This window comes from Rathayibacter sp. AY1B8 (assembly GCF_002932775.1).
Classification (GTDB): domain Bacteria; phylum Actinomycetota; class Actinomycetes; order Actinomycetales; family Microbacteriaceae; genus Rathayibacter.
This window is the reverse complement of sequence record NZ_PSWJ01000001.1, coordinates 266,806-291,773: the sequence shown is the minus strand read 5'-3', so window position 1 is coordinate 291,773 and position 24,968 is coordinate 266,806. Positions and strand designations below refer to the sequence as shown.

Below are 24,968 nucleotides of genomic sequence, written 5' to 3'. Positions count from 1 at the left end.
GCTCACGGTCGGGGCTGTCCGGCGAACCAGAGCAGCGGCGGGTCGGCGGGCCGCAGGCCGAGACGCTGCGGCGAGGAGTGGAGGGGGAGTGCCGGGGCGTCCAGAGCGTGCGCGGCGCCGAAGTCGAGCGGCGGACCGGCGAGCCCGTCCGTCGGTCCGATCGTGGATCCCCGGAATGCGGCGGCGACCGCCGAGGGTTCCCTGCTGCCTGCGACGGCCGCGGCTCGCACGAGCGCCACGACGGCGTCGTGGCTGGGGGCGTCCGCGACCGCGGCGAGATCGCGGAACGCGCGGTCGCCGAGGAGGGTCGCCCGCGCGGCATCGTCGGCGGTCATCCGCACGGCCCCCAGGAACGCGGAGGCCGCGCGTCCGCGCTCGTCGCCGCGGAGGGCGACCGCGTCGCCGGAATCCGTGCCGATCGTCGTCAGATCTCCCGAGAGGGTGCCTCCGGCCGCGGCCAGGGCGGGAGTGAAGGCGGGGCTCAGCGCGTCGGGCGTGAGCAGGATCGGGACGGACGCCCCCGCCGCCTGCAGAGCGGCGACCGCCGTCGCCTGCGCCGCGGCGGGGCCGGACACGACGACGCGCTCGACCGCCGGCTCGCCCTCGAGGTGCGGGCGGGCGGCGGTGATGATCACGTCCGCGGTGGCGCCGGGATCGGCGGTCACCGTCGCGGCGGGCGAGAGACCGGTCGGGGTGCCTCCACCGGTGTCGACGAGGAGTACCCGGGCGCCTCCGCCGGCCTCCTCCACGAGTGCCGCGTCGGTCGAGGCGGTGTCGGGTCCGAGGGACCAGACGCCGTCGCCGGGCAGGGCGGGGTCGCCTCCGTACGGGAGGACGGCCGCTGTCCCCGCTGCCCGAGCGGCGTCCACGGCCGCAGCGGTGTGGGTGCCGTGGGTCGCGAGGACGAGGCCGGACACGCCCTGGCCCGTCAGCTCCTCGACGGCGGCGCGGGCACCCTCGGGCGTCCCGTGGTCGTCGACGGCGACGAGACCGATCTCGCAGCCGCCCATCGCTGACCGGTGCGCTGCGACGACGGCACCGTTCGCCGCGTCCTTCCACTCCGCGCCCTCGCCCGGAGCCGAGCTGAGCGAGACCACCACCCCGAGCGTCAGCTGCTCGGGCACCCGGGCGCACGAGAAGCCGACCGGGAGAGCGGCGACCTCCGTCATCGGGGCGGACTGCGGGGGCAGGAGGGAGACGAGGGCACCGCTGACGCCGAGGAGGGCGACGGCGCCGCCGATCAGCATCGGGCTCCGTCGGGCGGTGCGGGGGTGCTGCGCCTCGCGCCTGCCCAGGCGGGTCATCGCTCGTCCCCGATACGGAAGGAGTAGACCGTCCGGGTCCGCGTGCCCTCGGGCAGGTCGAGGTGGAACGCGGGAAGCTCATCCCCGGCGCGGAGGGAGGCCCGCTCCTGGGCCTGCGCCAGCAGGATGCCCGAGACGTCCTCGGATCGCACCGCGGCGTAGCCCCGTGCGCTCTGCGAGGCGAGGGCGAGCTGCACGTCGGCGGTGCCGACCTTCGCGGCACTCGTGGTCATCGATCCGAGCAGGCCGGAGCCGCCGACCGTCCGGTCACCGAGGTCCAGGAGCACCTTGTGCAGATCGGCTGCGAGGAGCGCGGCGGCCGCGTCGGTGTCGCGGGTCGAGGCGTCGATCGTCGTCGCGATGCCGGCCAGGGAGGCGCGCGTCCGCTCGGAGACGGCCCCGCCGATCCGGGCCTCCGCGGTGCGGAGAGCCCGGTGCCCGGCGTCCACCGTCGCTGCACCGTCGGAGCGGATGCCGGAGGAGGCCGTGCGCAGGCTCGAGACCGACCGGTCGAACATCGCGACGACCGCGTCGGCGTCGGCGCCGGAGCGCGTCGAGATCCGCCGCACCTGCTCGTCGAGGAGTGCGGTGACCGCGGATGCGGCTGCCGTGTCCGCCTCGGCGAACGCCTTCTGGATCGCCGGTGCGAGAGCGTCCTGCTGGGCACCGAGAGCGTCGATGCGGGTGCCGAGGGCGTCGCGCTGAGCGGTCAGCGCGTCGACGCCGGTGCGGAGGGAGGCGAGCAGGCCGGTGAGGCGCGTGTCGTCCGAGCCGGCCGTCGTGCCGGCCTCGGCCACGCCTCCGCGGACCGTGGCGAGCGCGGCGCGCAGGGCGGCGAGGTCGGCGCTAGCGCCGGTGCTGCCGACGGTGGAGGCGACGGCGGTCCACGCGTGGACCTGGTCGCTCAGCCGATCGGCCAGGGGGGCCGGATAGCCGTCGGGAGCGTCGAGGCGGCCCGTGCCGGAGCAGGGCGTCGCGGTCAGGTAGGCGCGGAGCTCCTCGACGGAGCCCCGGGTCACCTCCACGGGTGCGCGCGTCGGGCGCCCGGTCGGCGTGGGTGCGGCAGCAGGGGACTGTGTCGCCGGCGACAGCTCGCAGAGCCGATCGGCCAGCTCCTGGTTCTGCGCCGACAGCGACCCCGTGCTGGTCGGCGTGCCGAGCTCGTCCAGGGCGGTCGTGGCGGCGGTGCCGACCGAGGCGACCGTCGTCTCCAGGCCCGCGGTGTCCGCGTCGAGCTCGTCCAGCGTCGCCGACAGGGCGGCGAGTGCCCGGGTGACGGATCCCTCCGGGTCGGCCAGGGTGTCCACCGAGGCCGACGCGGCGTCCACCCTGCTCGCGAGGGCGGCGAACCCGGCCTGCACGCCGTCCATCAGCTCCGGCTGCAGGGAGTCGACGAGGTCCTGCCCGCGATCGAGCATCCCGAGCAGCACGGTGTCGACGGCGGCTCCGGAGGCGGCGAGGGAGCAGGTGGTCGAGGGTGCCTTGCAGGTCTCGGCGGAGGGCTGTGCCGGCCCCGCGGCAGCACGGACAGCCGCGACGACCTCGTCGCGGCAGGACTCGGCCGCCGCTCCGTACGCGTCGAGCTCGGCCGTGAGCCGCAGCAGCTCGGAGTGGATCGAGCCGGAGCGGCCGCCGTCGACGGCGACTCCGCATCCGCTGCCCGAGACCGTCGGCGGCGGCACCGCGGCCGATGTATCGCCCAGCAGGGCGTCCACCGCGTCGATCGCCTCGGACAGCTGCGCCAGCAGGCCGGACTCGGTGCCCGAGACCGTCGACGACAGCTGCGCCCGGAGCGCGCCGAGCTGCCCGGAGAGGCTCTGCATCGAGGCCGCCGTCGAGGCGGCGCCGGCCCGCAGCTCCTCGGCCGTGCGGACACCGAGAGTCTCGGAGGTCGCGTCGAGCGAGGCCCGCACCTCGGCGACGGTGGTGCCGGCCTGCGTCAGCAGGTCGTCCACCGCGGTGACGACCTCGATCGTGCGGCGCTCGAGGGCGAGCGGCGAGGCGTCGGAGGAGTCGAACGCGGCGCCCAGCGCCCCCTCGGTGGTCGGGTCGGTGCTCAGGCCGGGCTGGACCGCCAGGTCGAAGGCGGGGACGGCGAAGTCGGCGACGTCGGCGACGAGGGTCAGCGTCGCCGTCGCGCCACCGCCCGGGGGAGCGAGGAGAGCGGCCCACTGGACGACGGCGTCTCCGTGCTCGTCACGGCTGAGCACGCCGTTGGTGACGGCCCCCGACTCGCTCTCGGTGACGACGCGACTCGGCGAGACGCCCGGCAGGACCGCGGAGGCTGCGATCGTCAGCGGAGCGCCGACGAGTGCACTGCGGCGGGCTGCACGACCGGCCGCGTCGAACGCGACCTCCTCGGGTCGGACCGTCAGGTTCTCCACCGCGAGCGAGATCTCGATCCGACCCGAGCGCCCGGCGAGGTCGGCCGGATCGGTGCCCGAGGCGTCGGCGGTACGCCACGAGGGCCGCACACGGACCGGCAGGTCGGCGGCGACCTCGGGGGGATCGTAGACGGTGGTGGTCGCCGAGGTGTCGGACGGGTCGTCGCCGACGGCGAGGGCCGTCCCCTCGATCGCACGGACACCCCCGTCGAACGAGACGGCGACGGACACCGCCTGCAGCACCCTGGCGGCGGTGAGCGCCGGCTCCGGTGGCGTGCAGCCCGCCAGTACAGCGGCCACGACCGCGATCGCCGCTGCGGCCGTCGTCCTGCGAGCATTCGAGCGCACCCTGACCACCCCTCGTCCCGACGGGGCACCGGGCGGTGCCGCTCACGTCGACATGAGAGATGCTCGCATACGAGCGGAACCCCGAGAGCCGGTGGCGCACGATGACCTGCACCGCGCGCCCCGGGGTCAGACGAGCTTCAGCTTCTTGCGGAGCGCCTGCACGTGCCCGGTCGCCCGGACGCCGTACTGCGCGAACTCGAGCGCTCCCTCGGCTCCGACGACGAACGTCGAGCGCAGCACGCCGACGACGGTCTTGCCGTAGAGGCTCTTCTCGCCCCACACCGCGTACGCGCGGTGCACGGTCATGTCGGGGTCGCTCAGCAGCGGGTACGCGATGCCCTGGGCGTCGGCCCAGCGGCGCAGCGCCTCCGGGGCGTCCCGCGAGATCCCGAGGACCTCGTAGCCGGAGTCGCGGAGGGACGCCGCGTTGTCGCGGAAGTCGCAGGCCTCCGTGGTGCAGCCGGGGGTGTCGGCCTCGGGGTAGAAGAACAGGATGACGCGCCGTCCGCGGTAGTCCGCGAGCGAGACGGGCTCGCCGTCCTGGTTCGGCAGCGTGAACTCCGGAGCGGAGTCGCCGGCGGCGAGGCGCGCCTCGGCGGGGAGGGGGGAGAGGTCGGTCATCGTCTGCTTCCGTCGGTCGTGGCGAAGGTGGTCAGGAGGCGCTGGAGCGAGTCGAGGCGCTCCGGTCCGCTGGCGCCCAGCAGTCCGCCCTCGACCGCCTCGATGATGGCGCAGTCGGGGGAGTCGGGCAGGTGCGTGCAGCCGCGCGGGCAGTCCCGGGCGATCACGGCGAGGGTCGTGAACGCGCCGAGGATGTTGTCGGTGTTCACGTGGCCGAGTCCGAACGAGCGGACGCCGGGGGTGTCGATCACCCAGCCGTGCCGGTCGCCGCGCTCCACGCGCAGCGAGACGGTGGAGGACGAGGTGTGCCGGCCGCGGCCCGTCACGGTGTTCACGCGCCCGATGGCCCGGTGCGCGTCCGGGACGAGCTTGTTCACGAGGGTGGACTTGCCGACTCCGGAGTGCCCGACGACCACGGTCTCGTGGCCGAGGAGGGCGTCGGCGATCTCGTCGACCGGCGGCTCGTCCTGGCTCGAGAGGAACACGCGGAGGTCGAGCCCCTCGAAGTTGCGGAGGAACGGGGCCGGGTCCGCGAGGTCGGTCTTGGTGATGCAGAGCATCGGAGTGATCCCGGCGTCGAAGGCGGCGACGAGGTAGCGGTCGACCAGCCGGGTCCGGGGCTCGGGGTCGGCGGCGGCCACCACGCAGAGCATCTGGTCGGCGTTGGCGACGATCACGCGCTCGATCGCGTCGGTGTCGTCGGCGCTGCGGCGGAGGAGGGTCGACCGCTCGCGGATGCGGACGATGCGGGCGAGCGTCCCCTCGTCGCCGCTGGAGTCCCCGACCACGTCGACGCGGTCGCCGGCCACGATCGCCTGGCGCCGCAGCTCGCGGGCCCGGGCCGCCGTGAACTCGTGCTCCTCGGGCGTCCCGTCGCCGATCATCACCGTGTAGCGACCCCGGTCGACGCCGAGCACCATCGCGATCTCGGCGTCCTCGTAGGCGGGCCTGTTCTTGGTCCGGGGCTTCGTGCCCTTCGGGTTCGGGCGCACCCGCGCGTCCGACTCGTCGTACCCGTCGAAGTCGTCGAGAGCACCGTCGGCGTCGAGGCCGCTGTCCGTCCACCACGACACGGGTCAGACCGATCCGGCGAGGGTCGTCCACAGCTCCGGGAACTGCGGGAGGGTCTTCGCTGTCGTCGCGACGTCCTCGATCACCACGCCGGGGACCACGAGGCCGATCAGAGCGCCGGCGTGGGCCATGCGGTGGTCGGAGTAGGTGCGCCAGCGGCCGCCGTGGAGCTCGGCCGGCTCGATGCGCAGACCGTCCTCGAGCTCCGTGACCCGGCCGCCGAGGCCGGTGATCTCGGCGGCGAGGGCGGCGAGGCGGTCCGTCTCGTGGTGGCGGATGTGGCCGATCCCGGTCAGGGTGCTGGGAGTGGAGGCCAGCGCGGCGAGGGCGGCGAGGGCGGGGGCGAGCTCGCCTCCCTCCGACAGGTCGAGGTCCACGCCCAGGATCTCGTCGCCGCCGGTGACCACGAGGTCCTCGCCGTCGCGCTCGACGCGGGCGCCGAACAGCGGCAGGATCCGCTCGAGGTGCGCCCCGACCTGCGTGGTGACGGCCGGCCAGTGGCGAAGCCGGACGCGGCCGCCCGTGACGAGGGCCGCAGCGAGGAACGGCGCGGCGTTCGAGAGGTCGGGCTCGATCAGCACGTCGGCGCCGGCGATGGGCTGCGGCGCGACGGTCCACTCGCCGTCGGCGGGCGTGCCGACCTCGACGCCCCGTGCCGCCAGCGCGGCGACGGTCATGTCGATGTGGGGCCGGGAGGGGACGGCGCTGCCCTCGTGGCGCAGGTGCAGTCCCTCCTCGAAGCGGGCGCCGGCCAGCAGGAGCGCCGAGACGAACTGGCTCGACCGCGAGGCGTCGACGACGACGTCGCCGCCCCGGACGGCCCCGGAGCCGTGGACGGTGAAGGGGAGCGCGCCGCGGCCGTCGTCGGCGACGTCGACGCCGAGCGCGCGGAGGGAGGCGATCGTCGCCCCCATCGGCCGCTTCGCCGCGTACGCGTCGCCGTCGAAGGTGGTGGGGCCGAGCGCGAGGCCGGCCAGCGGCGGGACGAAGCGCATCACGGTGCCCGCGAGCCCGCAGTCGATCGTCGTCGAGCCGAGCAGCTCCTCCGCGGGCTCCACGACCAGGTCGGCGCCGAAGCCGCCGGTCGAGCCGGACTCCCGGATCGTGGTGCCGAGCGAGCGCAGCGCCTCGATCATCAGGGCGCTGTCGCGGGAGTGCAGCGGCGCCCGCAGCGTGGAGGGTCCGTCCGCCAGAGCGGCGAGCACCAGCTCCCGGTTGGTCAGCGACTTGGAGCCGGGCAGGCCGACCTCGGCGTCGAGAGCGCCGGCCGCGAGGGGTGCGGGCCAGGCGTCGTCGCCGGGGAGCGCACGGGCGTCGCCGTACGGATCGAACTCGGGGGCGGAATAACGCGAGAAGACCATCGGTTGTCAGGATAGTCGGCGCGCAGGGCGTCGTCAGGAGCGTGACGGAGGCGGAGCATGACGGCAGCACCCCCGGTCCTCCGGAGCAGCAGGCCCGTCGCCCGAAGGCGCCCTCGCGCCGCAACCCCGGTCGTCCGCCGTGCCGCCGCTCTAGAATCGCTCGTGATGACTCGCGACGACGAACCCCGCACCACCCCCGCCGACGAGGCTCCCGAGCCCGCCGACGCGGAGCAGACGATCGTGGAGACCGTCGAGGAGTCGCTGGACGACGCCCCGGTCGAGGCTCCCGTCGATCTCCGCTCCCTCTTCGAGCAGCAGGCGCTGCCCTTCATCGACCAGCTCTACGCGGCCGGTCTGCGGATGACGAAGAACCCCTCCGACGCGCAGGACCTCGTGCAGGAGACGTTCGCGAAGGCGTTCGGCGCATTCCGCCAGTTCGAGCAGGGCACCAACCTGAAGGCCTGGCTCTACCGCATCCTCACGAACACGTTCATCAACTCGTACCGCAAGAAGCAGCGCGAGCCCTACCAGAGCGCGATCGACGAGCTCGAGGACTGGCAGCTGGGCGGCGCCGAGTCGACCACGGCCACTTCCAGCCGCTCGGCCGAGGCGGAGGCGATCGACCACCTCCCCGACACCGCGGTGAAGGAGGCGCTCCAGGCGATCCCGGAGGACTTCCGGCTCGCCGTCTACTTCGCCGATGTCGAAGGCTTCTCCTACCAGGAGATCGCGGACATCATGAAGACCCCCGTCGGGACCGTCATGAGCCGGCTGCACCGCGGCCGGCGCATGCTGCGCGAACGACTCACCGACTACGCACGCGAGCGCGGATTCCGCGCCGCATTCACTTCCGGGAGCACGAAATGACCGACAGCGGCTGCACGAAGGCGAAGGCCGAGCTCGAGGAGTACCTCCACAACGAGCTGTGCAAGGAGGACGCCGCCGACATCCGCGAGCACATGGCGGGATGCGGCGACTGCGCCGACGAGGCGAAGGTCGGCGTGGTTCTGACGGTCGCCGTGCAGCGGGCGTGCAAGGAGACGGCGCCGGAGGACCTCCGCGCCCAGGTGCTCGGCATGCTCCGCGACGAGCACGCCGCGCACTCCCAGGCGCCCGCCCGCCTCTAGGCGCAGCACGACCCGGGGAGCCCCGGCCGTTCGAGATCTCCCGCGCACCGCGGGCCCTCGAGGGGCCGGGGCTCCGTCGTGTCCGGCGGCCTCCGGTCGCCGCGGCACCCGCACGTCGCGAGCGCTTCTGCCGGTTTCTGTGGGCCTGCGGTCAGGCACGGTCCGCCCGCAACGCGACGGGCCCGCCGGAACACGAGGTTCCGACGGGCCCGACCGCGTCGTGCGGACCGCGGATCAGCGGGTGAGCGCCCGCGACAGCAGGTCGGCCTGCTCGGAGGCGTGCCGCTTGGCCGAGCCGGCCGCGGGGGAGGCCGCGGACGGCCGCGAGACCACGCGCATGGACCGGCCCAGCTTCGGAGCGACCTCGAGGGCCATGAACGGCCAGGCGCCCTGGTTCTCGGGCTCGTCCTGCACCCAGACGAGCTCCGCGTCCGGGTAGCGCTCGGCGATGCCGCGCAGCTCCTCGATCGGCGCCGGGTAGTACTGCTCGACCCGGACCAGCGCGATGCCGTCGTCGGGCTTCTTCTCGAGCTCCGCCTTGAGGTCGTAGTGGACCTTGCCGGCGTGGAGCAGGACGCGCTTCACGGCCGAGGCGTCCTGGATCCGCGCGTCGTCGATCACCGGCTGGAAGCGGCCCGAGGTGAAGTCCTCGACCGGGCTCGAGGCTCCGCGTAGACGCAGCATCGCCTTCGGGGTGAAGACGATCAGCGGTCGGCGGGGCCGGGAGTAGGCCTGGCGGCGCAGCAGGTGGAAGTAGGACGCCGGCGTCGACGGTCGCGCGACGGTCATGTTCCGCTCCGCGCACATCTGCAGGTAGCGCTCGATCCGCGCCGACGAGTGGTCGGGGCCCTGGCCCTCGTAGCCGTGCGGGAGCAGGAGCACGAGCGACGAGCGCTGGCCCCACTTCTGCTCGGCGGAGGAGATGAACTCGTCGATCACGATCTGGGCGCCGTTCGCGAAGTCACCGAACTGCGCCTCCCACAGCACGAGCGAGTCGGGCCGCTCCACCGAGTAGCCGTACTCGAACGCCATCGCCGCGTACTCCGAGAGCAGCGAGTCGTAGATCCAGAGCCGGGCCTGCTGCTCGGACAGGTTCATCAGCGGCAGCCACTCCTGGCCGTTCTCGCGGTCGTGGAGGACCGCGTGGCGCTGGACGAAGGTCCCGCGGCGCGTGTCCTGGCCGACGAGGCGCACCGGGGTGTCCTCGAGGAGCAGGGAGCCGAGCGCGAGCAGCTCGCCGAAGGCCCAGTCGATGGAGCCGGAGCGGCTCATCTCCTGGCGCTTCGCCAGCAGCTGCTGGAGCTTGGGGTGCACGGTGAAGCCCTCGGGCGGCGTCGTGAACGCGTCGCCGATGCGGGTCACGACCTCGGTCTTCACGCCGGTCACCTCGGGCTCGCCCGGGTAGTCCTCGCCCTGCTGCGCGTCGGGCAGCTCGAGGTCGGCCACGGAGTCGCCGTCGGCGGTGATCACGGGGATCGCGCCGGTCTGCGCGGCGTGGGTCTCGGCGAACGCACGCTCCAGGCGGTCCTGGAAGTCCTGGTGGGCGCGGTCGTACTCCTCCTCGGTGATGTCGCCGCGGCCGACGAGCGCCTCGGTGTAGAGCTTGCGGACAGAGCGCTTGGCCTCGATCAGGCTATACATCAGCGGCTGGGTCATCGAGGGGTCGTCGCCCTCGTTGTGCCCGCGCCGGCGGTAGCAGATCAGGTCGATGACCACGTCGCGGTGGAACCGCTGGCGGTACTCGAACGCGAGCTGCCCGACGTGGACGACCGCCTCGGGGTCGTCGCCGTTCACGTGGAAGATCGGCGCCTGGATCGTCTTCGCGCCGTCGGTCGAGTAGATCGAGGTGCGGGCCTCGTGAGGGGGAGTCGTGAACCCGACCTGGTTGTTGATGTTGATGTGGATCGTGCCGCCGGTGCGGTACGCGCGCAGCTGCGACATCTGCAGGGTCTCGACCACCACGCCCTGGCCCGCCATCGCGGCGTCGCCGTGCACGAGGATCGGCAGCGTGGTGAAGGTGCCGATGGGCTTGCGGTCCTGCTTGGCGCGGACGATGCCCTCGAGCACGCCGTTCACGGCCTCGAGGTGCGAGGGGTTCGCTGCCAGGTAGACCGGGATCTCCTCGCCCGCCGCGCCGCGGAAGGTGCCCTCGGTGCCGAGGTGGTACTTCACGTCTCCGGAGCCCTGGACCGTGCGCGGGTCCTGGGTGCCCTCGAACTCGCGGAAGATCTGGCCGTAGGTCTTGCCGGCGATGTTGGTCAGCACGTTCAGGCGGCCGCGGTGGGCCATGCCGATCGCGACCTCGTCGAGGTGCTCGTCGGCCGCGCCCTGCAGGACGGCGTCGAGCAGCGCGATGAGCGACTCCCCGCCCTCGAGCGAGAAGCGCTTCTGGCCCACGTACTTGGTCTGCAGGAAGGTCTCGAAGGCCTCGGCCTCGTTGAGCTTGCCCAGGATGCGCAGCTGCTCGTCGTGGCCCGGCTTCTCGTAGCCGCGCTCGAGCTTCTGCTGCATCCAGGCGCGCTGCTCCGGGTCCTGGATGTGCATGTACTCGACGCCGACGGTGCGGCAGTACGAGTCGCGGAGGATCCCGAGGATGTCGCGCAGCTTGAGCTGGCGCTTGCCGCCGAAGCCGTCCGTGACGAACTCGCGGTCGAGGTCCCAGAAGGTGAGGCCGTGGCTCTCGATGGCGAGGTCGGGGTGCGAGCGCTGCACGTACTCCAGCGGGTCGACGTCGGCCATCAGGTGCCCGCGGACGCGGAACGAGTTGATGAGCTCCTGCACGCGGGCGGTCTTGGAGACGCGCTCGGCGAGGTCGACGGCGATGTCCGTGGACCAGTGGATCGGGTCGTAGGGGATGCGCAGCGCGGCGAAGATGTCCTCGTAGAAGCCGCGGCCGCCGAGCAGGAGCTCGTGCACGATCTTGAGGAACTCGCCCGAGCCGGCGCCCTGGATGACGCGGTGGTCGTAGGTCGAGGTCAGGGTGATGGTCTTGCCGATGCCCAGCTCGACCAGCGTCTTCTCGGACGCGCCCTGGAACTCCGCCGGGTACTCGAGGGCGCCGGCTCCGATGATGCAGCCCTGGCCCTTCATCAGGCGGGGGACGGAGTGGACCGTGCCGATGCCGCCGGGGTTCGTCAGCGAGAGCGTGGTGCCCGCGAAGTCGCCGGCGACGAGCTTGTTGCCGCGCGCGCGCTTGACCAGGTCCTCGTAGGCCGAGAGGTAGGCCGTGAAGCTCAGCGTGTCGGCGCGCTTGATGCTCGGCACGAGCAGGGCGCGCGTGCCGTCGGGCTTCGGCATGTCGATCGCGATGCCGAGGTTGACGTGCGCCGGGGCGACGACCGCGGGCTTGCCGTCGACCTCGTCGTAGAACACGTTCTGGCTCGGGAAGTCCTTGAGCGCGCGGATGAGCGCCCAGCCGATCAGGTGCGTGAACGAGACCTTGCCGCCGCGGGTGCGGCGCAGGTGGTTGTTGATGACGATGCGGTTGTCGATCATCAGCTTCGCAGGGATCGTGCGGACGCTCGTCGCGGTGGGGATGCTGAGGCTGGCGTCCATGTTGGTCGCGAGGCTCTTCGCCATGCCGCGGAGCGGGGTGACGACGTCCTCGTCCGGCGTCGAGTCCTCGGCGGAGGGCTTGCTCACCGGAGCGTCGGCCGGGATCGGCTGCGCTTTCGGCTGCTTCGACGTGGTGCGGGAGGCGGGGGTCGACTCGGAGGAGGAGGCCGCGGCGGGATGGGTCACGGCGCCTCCGCCGCTCGACGAGACGCGCTCGGCGGCAGCGGCGGGCTTCGAGGCGGCGGGCGCGGGTGCCGCGGCGGGAGCCGGAGCCGGAGCGTCCTTGCCGGAGTTCGCGAGCTGGGCGCCGTAGCGCTCCAGGATGGGCCACCAGGACTCGTCCACCGAGGCGCGGTCGGCGCTGTACTGCTCGTACAGCTCCTCCACGAGCCACTCGTTGGCTCCGAAGTCCTCCGCGCCCTGCTCTGTTCCTGCTCCGGTCAACTGGCTCGACACAGCCGATCGCCCACTCTCTCCGTTGATTCGTCCTCGATCATCCGGACGGGCCCGTCGCATCCCTCGGCGCCTGCCACCGCGGCGGAGGAGGTCGTCCTCGCACCAGCGGGAACCGGTGCCGTCGCCTGGTCCCGTCCCGGTCGCCAAGCCTAGCCCCGTTCCCTGCACGGCCGACCCGGGGCCGCGCCGGAGTAGCGTTTCCCCCATGCGTTTCTCCGGCGGAACACCCTCAGGCGACCTCACCTACTCGGACGTCTTCCTCGTCCCCGGCCGCTCGTCGGTGACGAGCCGCCTCGACGTCTCGCTCGCCCCGGGCGACGGCACCGGGGCGACGATCCCCGTCGTCTCCTCCAACATGAACTCGGTCACCGGTCAGCGCCTCGCAGCGACGCTCGCGCGCCGGGGCGGGCTCGGCGTCCTCCCGCAGGACATGCCCCTGCAGGCGCTGGACGCCGCGATCCGCTGGGTGAAGCGCCAGCCGGTCGCCTTCTCCGGCGCCCTCACCGCTTCGCCGGCGACGACCGTGGAGGAGGCGCTGCGCATCCTGCCGGCCGTCGCCGGCCACGGCTTCGTGGTGCAGGAGGAGGGCGGCGCGATCCTCGGCTGCGTCCCGGCCGCGCGCCTGGCGACCGCGCTGCCGGACGCGCGCCTGGGCGACCTGGTGCACTCCGCCACCCCCTCGATCGACGCCGACGACGTGCCCACCGCGCGGGCCGCCTTCGACCTCATGGTGGCCGCCGACCTCGACTTCGCCCCCGTGCTGCACCACGGCGCCCTGGTCGGCACGCTGTCGCGCACCGGCGCCCTCCGCTCCACCGTCTACGACCCGGCGCTCGACGCGGACGGGCGTCTGCGCGTCGCGGCGGCGATCGGCATCAACGGCGACGTCGAGGCGAAGGCGCGCGCGCTCGTCTCCGCGGGCGTCGACGTCCTCGTCCTCGACACCGCGCACGGCCACCAGGAGGGGATGCTCCGGGCGCTCCGGACGGTCTCCGCGCTCGATCTCGGAGTGCCGATCGCGGCGGGCAACGTCGTCACGGCCGACGCGGTGCACGACCTCGTCGACGCGGGAGCGGACATCCTCAAGGTCGGCGTCGGCCCCGGCGCGATGTGCACCACGCGGATGATGACCGCGGTCGGCCGACCGCAGTTCTCGGCCGTCCTCGAGACGGCCGAGCGCGCGCACGAGCTGGGCGCCCACGTCTGGGCGGACGGCGGGGTGCGCTACCCGCGCGACGTCGCCCTCGCGCTGGCCGCGGGCGCCGCCTCCGTGATGATCGGCTCCTGGTTCGCCGGCACGATCGAGGCGCCGGGGGAGCTGCGCAGCGACGCGGTCGGCCGGGTCTACAAGGAGAGCTGGGGCATGGCCTCGGCCAAGGCGGTGCAGGAGCGCTTCGACCGCCTCGACGCCTACGAGCTCGCCCGCAAGCGCCTCTTCGCCGAGGGCATCTCCTCCTCCACCATCTACCTCGACCCGTTGCGGCCCTCGGTCGAGGACCTGCTCGACATGATCACCTCGGGGGTCCGCTCGTCCTTCACCTACGCCGGCGCCCGGAGCGTGGCCGACTTCCACGAGCGGGCGCACGTGGGCCTGCAGTCGGCCGCGGGCTACGAGGAGGGCAAGGCGCTGCCGGTCAGCTGGTGAGCGGGCGCCGCGTGCTAGAACCGAGCCCATGACCATCGTCGACAACGCCGTGTACGTCGACGGCCGCCGCATCCGGAACCCCGACTCGCTCGAGGACACCTTCGAGCTGATGCGCGACGAGCACGGCATGGCCTGGATCGGCCTCTACCGCCCGACGCGCGAGGAGGTCGAGGCGGTCGCCGAGGAGTTCGGGCTGCACCCGCTCGCCGTCGAGGACGCGCTCAGCGGGCACCAGCGGGCCAAGCTCGAGCGCTACGACGACGGGCTCTTCGTCGTGCTGCGGCCGGCGCGCTACGCGGACGCCGCCGAGACGGTCGTCTTCGGCGAGCTGCACGTCTTCGTCGGCCCCGACTTCGTGGTCACCATCCGGCACGCCGACTCCCCGGACCTCGCCCGCGTGCGCCGCCGCCTGGAGGAGGATCCGGCCCTCCTCGCCCGCGGGCCCGAAGCGGTGCTCTACGCGATCCTCGACCAGGTCGTCGACGAGTACGCGCCGGTGGTGTTCGGCGTCCAGGGCGACGTGGACGAGATCGAGGACCAGCTCTTCGGCGACGGCTCGGACGACGGGCTCTCGGAGCGCATCTACCGGCTCTCGCGCGAGGTCATCCACTTCCAGCGCTCGGTGCAGCCGCTGACCGCCCTGCTGCACGAGCTGCTGCAGGAGTCGACGCCCGTGGAGGGGGAGCCCTCGCCCTCGCCGGAGCGGATCGAGCTGCGCCGCTCCCTCCGCGACGTGCTCGACCACACCATCCGCGTGACGGAGGCGGTCGACTCCCTGCGCGCGATCCTCGACAAGGCGCTCACGGTGCACTCGACGCTCGTCTCGCGCCGGCAGACCGAGACCGGGCTCGCCCAGAACGACGTGGTCCGCAAGATCTCCTCGTGGGCGGCGATCCTCTTCGCCCCGACGCTCGTGGCCGGCATCTACGGGATGAACTTCGACGACATGCCGGAGCTGCACTGGCGGCTCGGCTACCCCTGGGCGCTGGGCCTGATGGTGCTGTTCGGCTTCGCGCTCTACGCGGTGTTCAAGCGGAAGAAGTGGCTCTGAGCCGCCGCGTCGGAGCACGCCCGGCGGCGCTCCGCGGCGGGTAGACTCGGCGCCACAATGGACGACCCTCCCTCTGCGCATCCGGCCTGTTCCGCTCACTGCCGTGCTCCTCGGACTCCCGCTCGACGCTCCGGTGCCGCCGCTCCGCCGGCCCGCACCGTCCGGCCCTCCTCGCACCTCCCTCTCGTGACCGGGGGCGACCACCGTGGGAACTGAGTGGCTCCTCCTCGGCGTCGGCCTGCTGCTGACCCTGGGCACCGGCGTCTTCGTCGCCAGCGAGTTCGCGCTGGTGAACCTCGACCGGGCCGACCTCGAGGCCCGTCGCGACCGCGGCGAGACGCGCCTGGGCATGACCATCGCGGCCCTGCGCGTCACCTCCACGCACCTCTCGAGCGCGCAGCTGGGCATCACTCTCACGACGCTGCTCACCGGCTACACGATGGAGCCCGCCCTCTCGACGCTGCTCCAGGAGCCGTTCAGCGGACTCGGCATCCCGGAGGAGGCGCTCGCGCCGGTCATGACGGTGGTCGCCATCGTCATCGCGACCCTGCTGTCGATGATCCTCGGCGAGCTGGTCCCCAAGAACTTCGCCCTCGCTCTGCCGCGGGCGACCGCGAAGCTCGTCGTGCCGCTGCAGACCGCGTTCACGACGGTGTTCCGCCCGGCCGTCGCCCTGCTGAACGGCAGCGCGAACGCCCTGCTGCGCCTGGTCGGCATCGAGCCGAAGGAGGAGCTCTCGGGCGCCCGCAGCGCCGAGGAGCTCTCGAGCCTCGTGCGCCACTCCGCCAGCGCCGGACTGCTCGAGGAGGACACGGCCGACCTGCTCGGGCGCACCCTCCGCTTCTCCGCCCTCACCGCGGGCGACGTGATGACGCCGCGCCTGCGCCTGTCGACGGTCGAGCGCGCGAGCACCGCGCAGGACGTGCTCGACCTCGCCCGCACCACCGGGTTCTCGCGCTTCCCGATCACGGACGACGACATCGACGACATCGTCGGAGTCGTGCACGTCAAGCAGGCCGTCGCCGTGCCCCGCGGCAAGAGGTCCGACGTGCCGGTCACGGCGCTGCGCTCCGAGCCGCTCCGCGTCCCCGAGACCATGAAGCTCGACGTGCTGCTCACGGAGCTGCGCGGACGCGGCTTCCAGCTCGCGGTCGTCGTCGACGAGTACGGCGGGACGGCGGGCGTCGCCACGCTCGAGGACCTGGTCGAGGAGCTGGTCGGCGAGGTCGCCGACGAGCACGACCGCTCCCGGGCCGACGTGGTCAAGCTCCCCGGCTCCACCACCTTCCCCGGCATGCTCCGCCCCGACGAGGTCCTCGACCGCGCCGGCGTGCACATCCCCGAGGAGGGGCCCTACGAGACGGTCGCCGGATTCGTGATGAGCGAGCTCGGCCGCCTCCCCGCCGTCGGCGACCGGGTCGACGTCGAGGGCGGATCTCTGCGCGTCGAGCGCCTGGACGGCCGCCGCATCGACCGCCTCCGCTTCACCCCCGACCCCGACGCGGATCTCGACGGGATCCCCGACCCGCTCGCCGACGTCGCCCGCGGACACCGCGGACGGAAGGAGTCCGACGATGAGTGACTGGGCCGGAATCGCCTGGCTCGTGGTGCTCCTCGCCGCGAACGCCTTCTTCGTCGGAGCGGAGTTCGCGGTCATCTCCGCGCGCCGCTCCCAGATCGAGCCCCTCGCGGAGAGCGGACGCCGCAGCGCGATCACCGCGCTCGCCGCGATGGAGCACGCCACACTGATGCTCGCGACCACGCAGCTGGGCATCACCGTCTGCTCGCTGCTGATCCTCAACGTGAGCGAGCCGGCGATCCACCACCTGCTCGGGGTGCCGCTCCACGCCGTCGGCATCCCCGACGAGCTCTCCGGCACCGTCGCCTTCGTCATCACGCTGCTGATCGTGTCGTTCCTGCACGTGGTGCTCGGCGAGATGGTCCCCAAGAACATCTCGTTCTCGATGCCCGACCGCGCCGTGCTCCTCCTGGCGCCGCCGCTCGTCGCCATCGCCCGGGTCCTCCGCCCGATCATCGTCGCCCTCAACGCGGTCTCGAACGGAGTGCTCCGCCTCTTCAAGGTGGAGCCCAAGGACGAGGCGAACAGCACCTTCACGCTCGAGGAGGTGCAGACGATCGTCGACCAGTCCACCCGCGAGGGCACCCTCCGCGACTCGACCGGGACCCTCCTCGCCGCGTTCGAGTTCACCGAGAAGAAGGTCCACGACGTCGCCCTGCCTCTCGACGGGATCGTCAGCCTCCCCAGCGGAGCGACCCCCGCCGACGTCGAGCGCGCCGTCGCCAAGCACGGCTTCTCGCGCTACGTGATCCTCGGCGAGGACGGCACCCCCGAGGGCTACATCCACCTCAAGGACGTCCTCGACCTCGACGGCGACACGGAGGGCGCCAAGTTCCGCCTCCCCGTCCCCGCCAAGCGCATCCGCCAGCTCGCCTCGATCTTCGAGGCCACCGACCTCGAGGACGCCCTCGCGATCATGCGGCGCACCGGCGCCCACCTCGCCCGGGCGTTCGACGAGCAGGGCCGCGCCACCGGAGTGCTGTTCCTCGAGGACATCATCGAGGAGCTCGTCGGCGAAGTCGACGACGCCACCCGCCGCTAGGCGCGGGCCGCGGAGGGGCCGTCTGCGGCGTTGTCGTCGGGCGCGATACCGCCGGTATCGCTTCCTCCTCCGCCTTGCATCCGACCCCTCCGCGGCCCGCGCCCGCGGGTGCTGGAGGCGGCGTTGTCGTCGGGCGCGATACCGCCGGTATCGCTTCCTCCTCCGCCTTGTATCCGACCCCTCCGCGGCCCGCGCCCGCGGGTGCTGGAGGCGGCGTTGTCGTCGGGCGCGATACCGCCGGTACCGCTTCCTCCTCCGCCTTGCGACTGCCCCCTCCAGCACCCGCGCCCCTCTGGAGCAAGGGGAGAGGGGTGCGGCTGCGCCGGCACCAGTGCGGCAGCGGCGGCACCGGGCGGCTCCGTCGCAGGGCGACGTAGGGTGGCGGGATGGGTGAGCGGGTCGGGACGGCGGAGGCGGCGCGGAGCATCAGGGTGCCGCGGGAGGACGACGACAAGTACACGCGCGGGGTGCTGGGGATCGCGACCGGGTCGGAGCGGTACCCGGGAGCGGCGGTGCTCGGCGTCGAGGCGGCGGTGCGGACGGGAGTCGGCATGGTCCGCTACCTCGGACCGGAGCGGCCCGCGGGACTGGTGCTCGCCCGGCGGCCGGAGGTCGTGACCGCGGTGGGACGCGTGCAGGCCTGGCTCGTCGGCTCCGGCACCAGCGCCGAGGACCGCAGCGACGAGGAGCGGCGCACCCTGATCGAGCAGCTGCACTCGGGAGTCCCGGTGGTGCTCGACGCGGGCGCGCTCGACCTGATCGACGAGGCCGCAGGCCCGGTCGTCATCACGCCGCACTACCGCGAGCTCGCCGGAGTGCTCGGCCGAGCGGGTCTGGACGCGGACGCCGCGACGATCGCCGAGGCCCCGGGGGAGTGGGCGCGCCGGGCGGCGGACCGCCTCGGAGTCTGCGTGCTCCTCAAGGGCGGCACCACCCACGTCGTCGCGGGCGGCGTCGAGCTCGAGGTCTCCGGATCCACGCCCTGGCTGGCGACCGCGGGCAGCGGCGACGTCCTCGGCGGCGTGCTCGGCGCACTCCTCGCCGGTCGGGCCGCGGACGCCGAGGCGGCCGGGGCGACTCTGACCGCGGAGGACCTCGCCCCCGTGGCCGCCGCGGCCGCCGTCCTGCACGCGGAGGCCGGACGGAGCGCCTCCGCCGGCGGCCCGATCGCCGCGCTCGACATCGCGGAGCACCTGCCCGGAGTGGTCGCCGCACTCCTGCGCTGACACGCCCGTCGGACGAGCGCTGAACCGAACCGGGACCGCCGCCGTTGTCCTGGAGGAAGCGACGCCCGCGGCCCGGCTCACCGGCTCCGCACCGCCGCCTCATCGGGTGCTCGAAGCGAGCACCTCTACCGTCGGATCCGCCGCGTCCGCCTCGACCAGGAGAACAGACATGACCGCGAAGACCACGACTCCCGCCCGCTACGCCCTGACCCTCCTCGCCGGCGCCGGCACCCTCGCCGCGCTCGCCGCCTGCTCCAGCACCACCACGACCGGGAGCGACGCCGCCGACGCGGCGACCACCACCGCTCCGAGCACCGCCACCAGCTCCGCCCCCGAGGCCACCGGCGCCGCGTCCTCCGCCGCGAGCGGCAGCAGCTACGCCGACGGCACCTACGAGGCCGAGGGCGCCTACACCTCGCCCGGAGGGAACGAGAAGGTGGGCGTCTCGCTGACCCTCGCCGACGGCGTCGTCACCGACGTGACCGTGACCCCGGAGTCGGAGAACCCCACCGGCCAGCAGTACCAGTCGCGCTTCGCGGGCGGCATCGCGGGCGAGGTCGTCGGCAAGCAGCTCGACGAGCTGAAGGTCTCCAAGGTGTCGGGATCCTCCCTCACCTCCGGCGGCTTCAACGACGCCGTCGAGACCATCAAGGCCGATGCCACGGCCTGACGCCCCGACGGTCCTCGGCCACGCGTGGCGGTTCGACGCGATCGGCACCGGCTGGCAGATCGACACCGCCGAGCCGCTCGGGCCCTCCCACCGCTCGCGGGTCGAGGCGCGCATCGCGGAGTACGACCGCACCTGGTCGCGGTTCCGTGACGACTCCGCCGTCTCGCAGCTGCGGGCCGGGGGCGAGCACGTCTTCCCCGACGAGGCGGCCGACCTCTTCGCACTGTACGACGTGCTCGACGAGCTGACCGGCGGGGCGGTCACCCCCTTCGTCGGCGGCTCTCTCGAGCAGCTCGGCTACGACTCCGCGTACACCCTCGTCCCGCGCGGACCCGCCGTCCCCGCTCCCTCCTGGGCCGCCGCCCGACGCGGGGCGGCGGGACTGCGGGTCGAGCCCGGGACCGTCGTCGACGTCGGCGCCGCGGGCAAGGGCCAGCTCGTAGACCTCGTCCTCGAGGAGTTCGACGGAGTCGGGCCCGCCGTCGTCGACGCGAGCGGCGACCTCCGGGGCATCGGAGCCGGACCCGTCCGGGTCGGCCTCGAGCACCCGTGGGACCCGAGCAGCGCACTGGGAGTGGCGGTGCCCGGCGACCGCGCGCTCTGCGGCTCGGCGAGCAACCGCCGCGCCTGGGGCAGCGGCCTCCACCACGTCCTCGACGGGCGGACCGGAGCTCCGGTCGAGAGCATCGTCGCCACCTGGGCGGTGGCCGACACGGCCCTCGTCGCCGACGGGCTCGCGACCGCGCTGTTCGTCTGCCCGCCCGAGGCCCTCGCCGAGCGCTTCGACTTCGAGTTCGTCCGCGTCCGCAGCGACGGCACCCTCCACTACTCGCCTTCCTTCCCCGGAGAGGTCTTCCGATGATCGGCACCTTCGACCGCGCCCTCGGCCGCGTCACCACCTACCGGCTGGTCTGGATGACGCTCGCCGCGCTCCTGCTCGTCGCCGTCGGCTACGCCGCAGCCGGCCTGATCTTCTCGTCGCCGCTCGAGATCCTCGGCACGACGCTGGTCGCCGTCGTCTCGACGGCCCTGGTCAGCGCGGTCCTCGCGAGGCTGTTCCGCAGCCGCGCGCACCTGGAGTCCTCGCTCGTCACCGGTCTGCTGATCGCCTGCCTGCTCTTCCCGACGGCCGATCCCCGCGGGCTCGCCGTGATCGCGCTCGTCGGCGCGATCGCCGCCGCGTCCAAGTACGTCCTCGCCTGGCGGGGCCGCCACCTCTTCAACCCGGCCGCGGTCGCCGTGCTGATCATCGGCTTCACGGGGCTCAACGCCGGAGCCTGGTGGATCGCCAGTGGCGCGATCTGGCCGTTCGTCGTCGTGGGTTCCCTCCTGATCGTCGCGCGGGTCCGCCGCTGGGCCGTCTTCGCCGTCTTCGTCGTCGTCGCCGGCGGGGTGTCCGTGCAGCAGGCGGTGCAGAACGGCCAGGACCTCGGCGCCGCGGCGGCCCTGGTCCTCACGGCCTACCCCTTCGTCTTCGCCGGCGCCTTCATGCTGACGGAGCCGCTCACGCTCGCGCCGCGCCGCTCGCAGCAGCTGATCATCGCGGTCGTCGCAGCGCTCGTGGCGAGCGTCCCCTTCCACATCGGCGTCGTCTCCGCCACTCCGGAGCTGGGCCTCGTGGTCGGCAACGCCCTCGCGTTCGCCTTCGCATTCCGCCAGCGTCGGCGGCACACGCTCGAGCTCGCCTCGACCCGCGTGCTGGCGCCGGGCATCGCGGAGTACCGCTTCCGCTCCCGCTCGCCGCTGACCTTCGAGCCGGGCCAGTGGCTCGAGCTCGACCTGCCGCACCGCGCCGACAGCCGGGGCAGCCGGCGCACCTTCTCGGTCTCCTCCGCTCCGTCCGACGGCGAGATCGCGATCGCCCTGCGGATGCCGGAGAAGGCGAGCAGCTTCAAGCGCGCCCTCGCCGCGCTGGAGCCCGGCGACTCGCTCCGGGCGACGAGCGTCGGCGGTGACTTCGTCCTGCCGGCCGATCCCACCGTGCCGCTGCTGCTGGTGGCGGGCGGCATCGGGATCACCCCGTTCGCCAGTCAGCTCCGCTCGCTCGCGGACGGTCCGCGGCGCGACGTCGTCGTCGTGGTCGCCGCGCCGAGCCTCGCCGAGGTCGCGTACCGCGACCTGCTGCAGGAGTCGGGGGCCCGGGTCGTGCTCTGCTCGAAGGAGGCGCCGACCGACCTGCCCGCACGGTGGTCGCACGTCACAGGCCGACTGACCGCCGAGCTGCTCGCGGACGCGGTGCCGGACGCCGGCCGCCGCGTGGGCTACGTCTCCGGGTCGCCGTCGTTCGTCGACTCGGTCCGCGGCGCCCTGCGCGGTGCCGGGGCGAAGCGGATCCGCACCGACGCGTTCGCCGGCTACTGAGTTCGTCGGGTCGCGACGCCGGCCGCTGACGCCCGGCGGCGACCGACGCCGCCGGGGGATCGATGCCCGGCGGGAGCGGCGCTCTCAGGCGGGCTCAGGTGCTGCCAGGGTCCCGTTCAGCGGCCCCTCTACAATGACGCGGTGCCGTCCTCCCCTCCTCGAGCGTCCTCCCGCCCCCTCGCCCGGCTGCGCGAGAACCGCGACTCCGTCGCCGTGCTCTGGGGCGCCTTCGCGCTGGTGCACGTGGTGCTCTCCCTCCTGGCGCTGTTCGCTCCGGGTCTGCCGATGGGCGACGTCAGCATCGTCTACAAGGAGTGGATGAGGACCGCCGTCGAGGGCGGCGGCATCGCCGGGATCGACACGGGCTGGGTCTACCCGATCCTCGCCTGGGGCCCGATCGCCGCCTCCTGGCTCTTCGGCTCGGCGGGCTACGACCTGATGTGGCTCGTCCTCGTCGCGCTCGCCGATGCCGCCGCCTTCGCCCTGCTGCTGCGCGGCCGGTCGGCGCCTCGCCTCGCCGCGGCGCGCTGGTGGCTGCTGTTCCTCGTCCTCCTCGGGCCGATCGCGATCGGCCGCATCGACGCCTTCACTGCGCCGCCGGCCATCGCCGGGACGCTCTGGGCGGCGACCCGTCCGGGCGTCGCGGCGCTGCTGCTGACCGTGGCCACCTGGATCAAGGTGTGGCCGGCCGCGATCCTCGCCGCTGCCGTGCTGGTCCTGCGCGGACGGCTGCGGATGATCCTCGTCCCCGCGGTCGCCTCCGTGATCATCGTGCTCGCGGTCGTCCTCGTCGGCGGCGGGGACCAGGTCTTCAGCTTCGTCACCGACCAGACCGATCGGGGCCTCCAGATCGAGGCCGTCGTGAGCACTCCCTGGATGTGGCTGTCGGTCCTCCCGGGATCGGGGAGCTACGTCTACTACGCCGCCGACATCAACACCTTCGAGATGCACGGGCCCGGCACCGAGTTCGCGGCGAGCCTGATGACCCCGCTGCTCGCTCTGGCCATGCTCGGCGTGGCCCTGCTGGGTGCCCGTGCTCTCGCCCGCCGGGCGGACCCCGCCAGGCTGTTCCCGCTGCTCGCGCTGACCTTCGTGGTCGTGTTCATCGACACCAACAAGGTGCTCTCGCCGCAGTACATCGTCTGGCTCGCGCCGCCGGTGATCGCCGGGCTGATCGCGTGCCGCGACGGCGCGTTCGACCGGCCCGCGAAGCTGACGCTCGTCACTGCGGCTCTGACCCAGGTGGTCTACCCGTACCTCTACCTCTTCCTCCTCTGGTCGCACTGGTGGATGGTGCTCGTGCTGACCGTGCGGAACGTCCTCCTCGTGGTGCTGCTCGGCTGGCTGCTGCGCGAGCTGTGGAGGATGGGGACGGCGCGGGTCGTCGCACCCGGCGCCACGACTTCCGCGTCGTCGCTGACCGGCGAGACCCGCCTGGCGCCCCAGGGCTCGTAGGCTCGGAGGGCGCGGGGCCGGCACGCGGTGCGCGCAGTCAAGGAGGCTCCCATGCTCGTCGCATTCTCGGTCGCACCGTCCGGGGGCGAGGCGCCCGACGCGTCCGTCCACGACGCCGTCGCCGCCGCCGTCCGCATCGTCCGCGAGAGCGGCCTGCCGTCGCGGACGACCTCGATGTTCACCGAGATCGAGGGGGAGTGGGACGAGGTCTTCGACGTCGTCAAGCGCGCGACGGAGGCCGTCGGAGCGTTCGGGACGCGCGTGTCGCTCGTCCTGAAGGCGGACATCCGCCCCGGCTACTCGGGCGAGATCGACGGCAAGATCGCCCGGCTGAACGACGCGCTGGGGGAGTAGCGGGTCCGCGCCGAGACCTCTCGTGTCCGGGCTTTCTCGAATCGATTCGACATCCGCCCGATCCTGAGTAGCCTTGACCGGTGACGCTCTCGCCCGCTCGGACCCGCCTCGCCCTGCTCGCCCTCGCGATGGGGGGCTTCGGCATCGGCTCGACCGAGTTCGTCGCGATGGGGCTCCTCCCGCAGCTCGCCGCCGACCTCCTCCCCGGGGTCTGGGCCGTGAGCCAGGAGCAGGCCGTCTCGCAGGCCGGGATGCTGATCTCGGCCTACGCACTCGGCGTCGTGGTCGGCGCCCCCACCATCGCCGCCGCAGCGGCGCGCTGGCCGCGCAAGAGGCTCCTCCTGACCCTCCTCGTCGCCTTCACCGTCGGGACGATCGGCTCGGCGCTGCTCCCGAGCTTCCCGCTCGTCCTCGCCGCGCGCTTCGTCGCCGCGCTCCCGCACGGTGCCTACTTCGGCATCGCCTCCCTGGTCGCCGCCGACCTGATGGGTCCCGGCAAGCGCGGCAAGGGAGTCGCGTTCGTCCTCTCCGGGCTCACGATCGCGAACGTCGTCGGCGTGCCCGCGATCACCTGGGTCGGGCAGGTGGCCGGCTGGCGCAGCGCCTACCTCGTGGTCGCGGTGCTCTTCGCGCTGACCGTCGTGGCCGTCCAGCTTCTGGTGCCCGCGCAGCCCGGGAATCCGGCGGCGACCGTCCGCAACGAGCTGCGGGCGTTCGGGCGCCTGCAGGTCTGGATGACCCTGCTCGTCGGCGCCATCGGCTTCGGCGGACTCTTCGCGATGTACAGCTACATCTCGCCGCTCGCGACCGAGGTGACGGGCCTGCCGCTCGGCGCGGTCCCGTGGATCCTGGTCGTCATCGGCCTCGGGATGACCGTCGGCAACCTCGTCGGCGGCTGGGCCGCCGACCGCGACGTGCGGCGGGCGCTGGTGGTGTTCTTCGCCGGCGTCGGCGTCTCGCTGATCGGGCTCGCGCTGTCGGCCTCGTCGGTCGTCGGGCTGGTGGTGTTCGCGTTCCTCTCGGCGGGCTTCTCGGCCGCCGCGTCGCCCGCGATCCAGACCCGGCTGATGGACGTGGCGCGCGACAGCCAGACGATCGCGGCCGCGCTCAACCACTCCGCGCTCAACATCGGCAACTCGGTGGGTGCCGCGCTCGGCGGCCTGACGATCGCCGCCGGACTGGGCTATCTGTCGCCCATCTGGGTCGGCGTGGGCCTGACCGCGGCAGGAATCGTGCTCGCCCTCGGCAGCATCGCGATCGACCGCGCCCGGGGCACGGTCTACCCGGTCCACCGCGAGCCCGCCCAGCCGGGCACCGGCGGCATCCCGGTCGACGCACTGTAAGCAGAGCGCGGCCCG

At 73.3% G+C, this 24,968-nt stretch carries 19 protein-coding genes; 13 read left to right on the top strand and 6 right to left on the bottom strand.

What is annotated here, in order from left to right; translation table 11 throughout:
• Positions 1-2: 2 nt before the first annotated feature.
• The 5 genes from C5C63_RS01290 to aroA form a co-directional block, all read right to left on the bottom strand.
• The gene (locus C5C63_RS01290) at positions 3-1,304 is read right to left on the bottom strand and encodes a hypothetical protein (protein WP_146078408.1); all 1,302 of its coding nucleotides are present in this window, start codon (positions 1,302-1,304) and stop codon (positions 3-5) included.
• On the bottom strand, positions 1,301-4,036 hold the full coding sequence (locus tag C5C63_RS01285; protein ID WP_146078407.1) for a hypothetical protein: 2,736 nt from the start codon (positions 4,034-4,036) through the stop codon (positions 1,301-1,303). The genes C5C63_RS01290 and C5C63_RS01285 overlap by 4 nt, the downstream gene beginning before the upstream one ends.
• A 126-nt stretch (positions 4,037-4,162) precedes the next feature.
• A complete protein-coding gene (gene bcp / locus C5C63_RS01280; protein WP_104232788.1) occupies positions 4,163-4,657 on the bottom strand; it encodes a thioredoxin-dependent thiol peroxidase in 495 nt (164 codons plus the stop codon).
• Positions 4,654-5,730: a ribosome small subunit-dependent GTPase A gene (gene rsgA / locus C5C63_RS01275; RefSeq protein ID WP_104224119.1), complete on the bottom strand. Its 1,077-nt coding sequence runs from the start codon at positions 5,728-5,730 to the stop codon at positions 4,654-4,656. Before rsgA ends, bcp begins: the two co-directional genes overlap by 4 nt.
• A 3-nt stretch (positions 5,731-5,733) precedes the next feature.
• Positions 5,734-7,089, bottom strand: a complete 1,356-nt coding sequence (gene aroA, locus C5C63_RS01270; RefSeq protein WP_104225496.1) for a 3-phosphoshikimate 1-carboxyvinyltransferase — start codon at positions 7,087-7,089, stop codon at positions 5,734-5,736.
• Between the two features lie 165 nt (positions 7,090-7,254).
• Here aroA and C5C63_RS01265 point away from each other — a divergent pair, with 165 nt between their 5' ends.
• On the top strand, positions 7,255-7,956 hold the full coding sequence (locus tag C5C63_RS01265) for a sigma-70 family RNA polymerase sigma factor (protein ID WP_104224117.1): 702 nt from the start codon (positions 7,255-7,257) through the stop codon (positions 7,954-7,956).
• Positions 7,953-8,216 (top strand): zf-HC2 domain-containing protein, encoded by a 264-nt coding sequence (locus C5C63_RS01260; protein ID WP_104325360.1) that lies wholly within the window; start codon positions 7,953-7,955, stop codon positions 8,214-8,216. Before C5C63_RS01265 ends, C5C63_RS01260 begins: the two co-directional genes overlap by 4 nt.
• Positions 8,217-8,450: 234 nt before the next feature.
• Here the strand turns inward: C5C63_RS01260 and C5C63_RS01255 are convergent, their stop codons facing one another.
• Positions 8,451-12,227: a multifunctional oxoglutarate decarboxylase/oxoglutarate dehydrogenase thiamine pyrophosphate-binding subunit/dihydrolipoyllysine-residue succinyltransferase subunit gene (locus C5C63_RS01255; protein WP_181068290.1), complete on the bottom strand. Its 3,777-nt coding sequence runs from the start codon at positions 12,225-12,227 to the stop codon at positions 8,451-8,453.
• Between the two features lie 205 nt (positions 12,228-12,432).
• Between C5C63_RS01255 and C5C63_RS01250 the strand changes: the two genes are divergently transcribed.
• The 11 genes from C5C63_RS01250 to C5C63_RS01200 all read left to right on the top strand — a co-directional run bounded on the left by C5C63_RS01250 (position 12,433) and on the right by C5C63_RS01200 (position 24,953).
• Entirely contained in the window at positions 12,433-13,872 is a 1,440-nt protein-coding gene (locus C5C63_RS01250) for a GuaB1 family IMP dehydrogenase-related protein (protein ID WP_104249514.1), read from the top strand.
• A 28-nt stretch (positions 13,873-13,900) separates the two neighbouring features.
• Positions 13,901-14,923 carry a magnesium/cobalt transporter CorA gene (gene corA / locus C5C63_RS01245; protein WP_104291587.1) on the top strand — a complete coding sequence of 341 codons (1,023 nt, stop codon included), beginning with the start codon at positions 13,901-13,903 and terminating at the stop codon, positions 14,921-14,923.
• A 205-nt stretch (positions 14,924-15,128) separates the two neighbouring features.
• Positions 15,129-16,505: a hemolysin family protein gene (locus tag C5C63_RS01240; RefSeq protein WP_104325359.1), complete on the top strand. Its 1,377-nt coding sequence runs from the start codon at positions 15,129-15,131 to the stop codon at positions 16,503-16,505.
• Positions 16,498-17,544 carry a hemolysin family protein gene (locus C5C63_RS01235; protein WP_104325358.1) on the top strand — a complete coding sequence of 349 codons (1,047 nt, stop codon included), beginning with the start codon at positions 16,498-16,500 and terminating at the stop codon, positions 17,542-17,544. The genes C5C63_RS01240 and C5C63_RS01235 overlap by 8 nt, the downstream gene beginning before the upstream one ends.
• Before the next feature lie 386 nt (positions 17,545-17,930).
• On the top strand, positions 17,931-18,770 hold the full coding sequence (locus C5C63_RS01230; RefSeq protein WP_104287629.1) for an ADP/ATP-dependent (S)-NAD(P)H-hydrate dehydratase: 840 nt from the start codon (positions 17,931-17,933) through the stop codon (positions 18,768-18,770).
• 169 nt (positions 18,771-18,939) lie between these two features.
• Positions 18,940-19,440: an FMN-binding protein gene (locus C5C63_RS01225; protein ID WP_104224453.1), complete on the top strand. Its 501-nt coding sequence runs from the start codon at positions 18,940-18,942 to the stop codon at positions 19,438-19,440.
• Positions 19,427-20,302: an FAD:protein FMN transferase gene (locus tag C5C63_RS01220; protein ID WP_104325357.1), complete on the top strand. Its 876-nt coding sequence runs from the start codon at positions 19,427-19,429 to the stop codon at positions 20,300-20,302. The genes C5C63_RS01225 and C5C63_RS01220 overlap by 14 nt, the downstream gene beginning before the upstream one ends.
• On the top strand, positions 20,299-21,801 hold the full coding sequence (locus C5C63_RS01215; protein WP_104291584.1) for an oxidoreductase: 1,503 nt from the start codon (positions 20,299-20,301) through the stop codon (positions 21,799-21,801). Before C5C63_RS01220 ends, C5C63_RS01215 begins: the two co-directional genes overlap by 4 nt.
• Positions 21,802-21,942: 141 nt before the next feature.
• Positions 21,943-23,256: a glycosyltransferase 87 family protein gene (locus C5C63_RS01210; protein WP_104291583.1), complete on the top strand. Its 1,314-nt coding sequence runs from the start codon at positions 21,943-21,945 to the stop codon at positions 23,254-23,256.
• A gap of 51 nt (positions 23,257-23,307) precedes the next feature.
• Entirely contained in the window at positions 23,308-23,610 is a 303-nt protein-coding gene (locus C5C63_RS01205; protein ID WP_104224449.1) for a thiamine-binding protein, read from the top strand.
• Positions 23,611-23,738: 128 nt separating this feature from the next.
• On the top strand, positions 23,739-24,953 hold the full coding sequence (locus C5C63_RS01200; protein WP_104257102.1) for an MFS transporter: 1,215 nt from the start codon (positions 23,739-23,741) through the stop codon (positions 24,951-24,953).
• Positions 24,954-24,968: the final 15 nt, after the last annotated feature.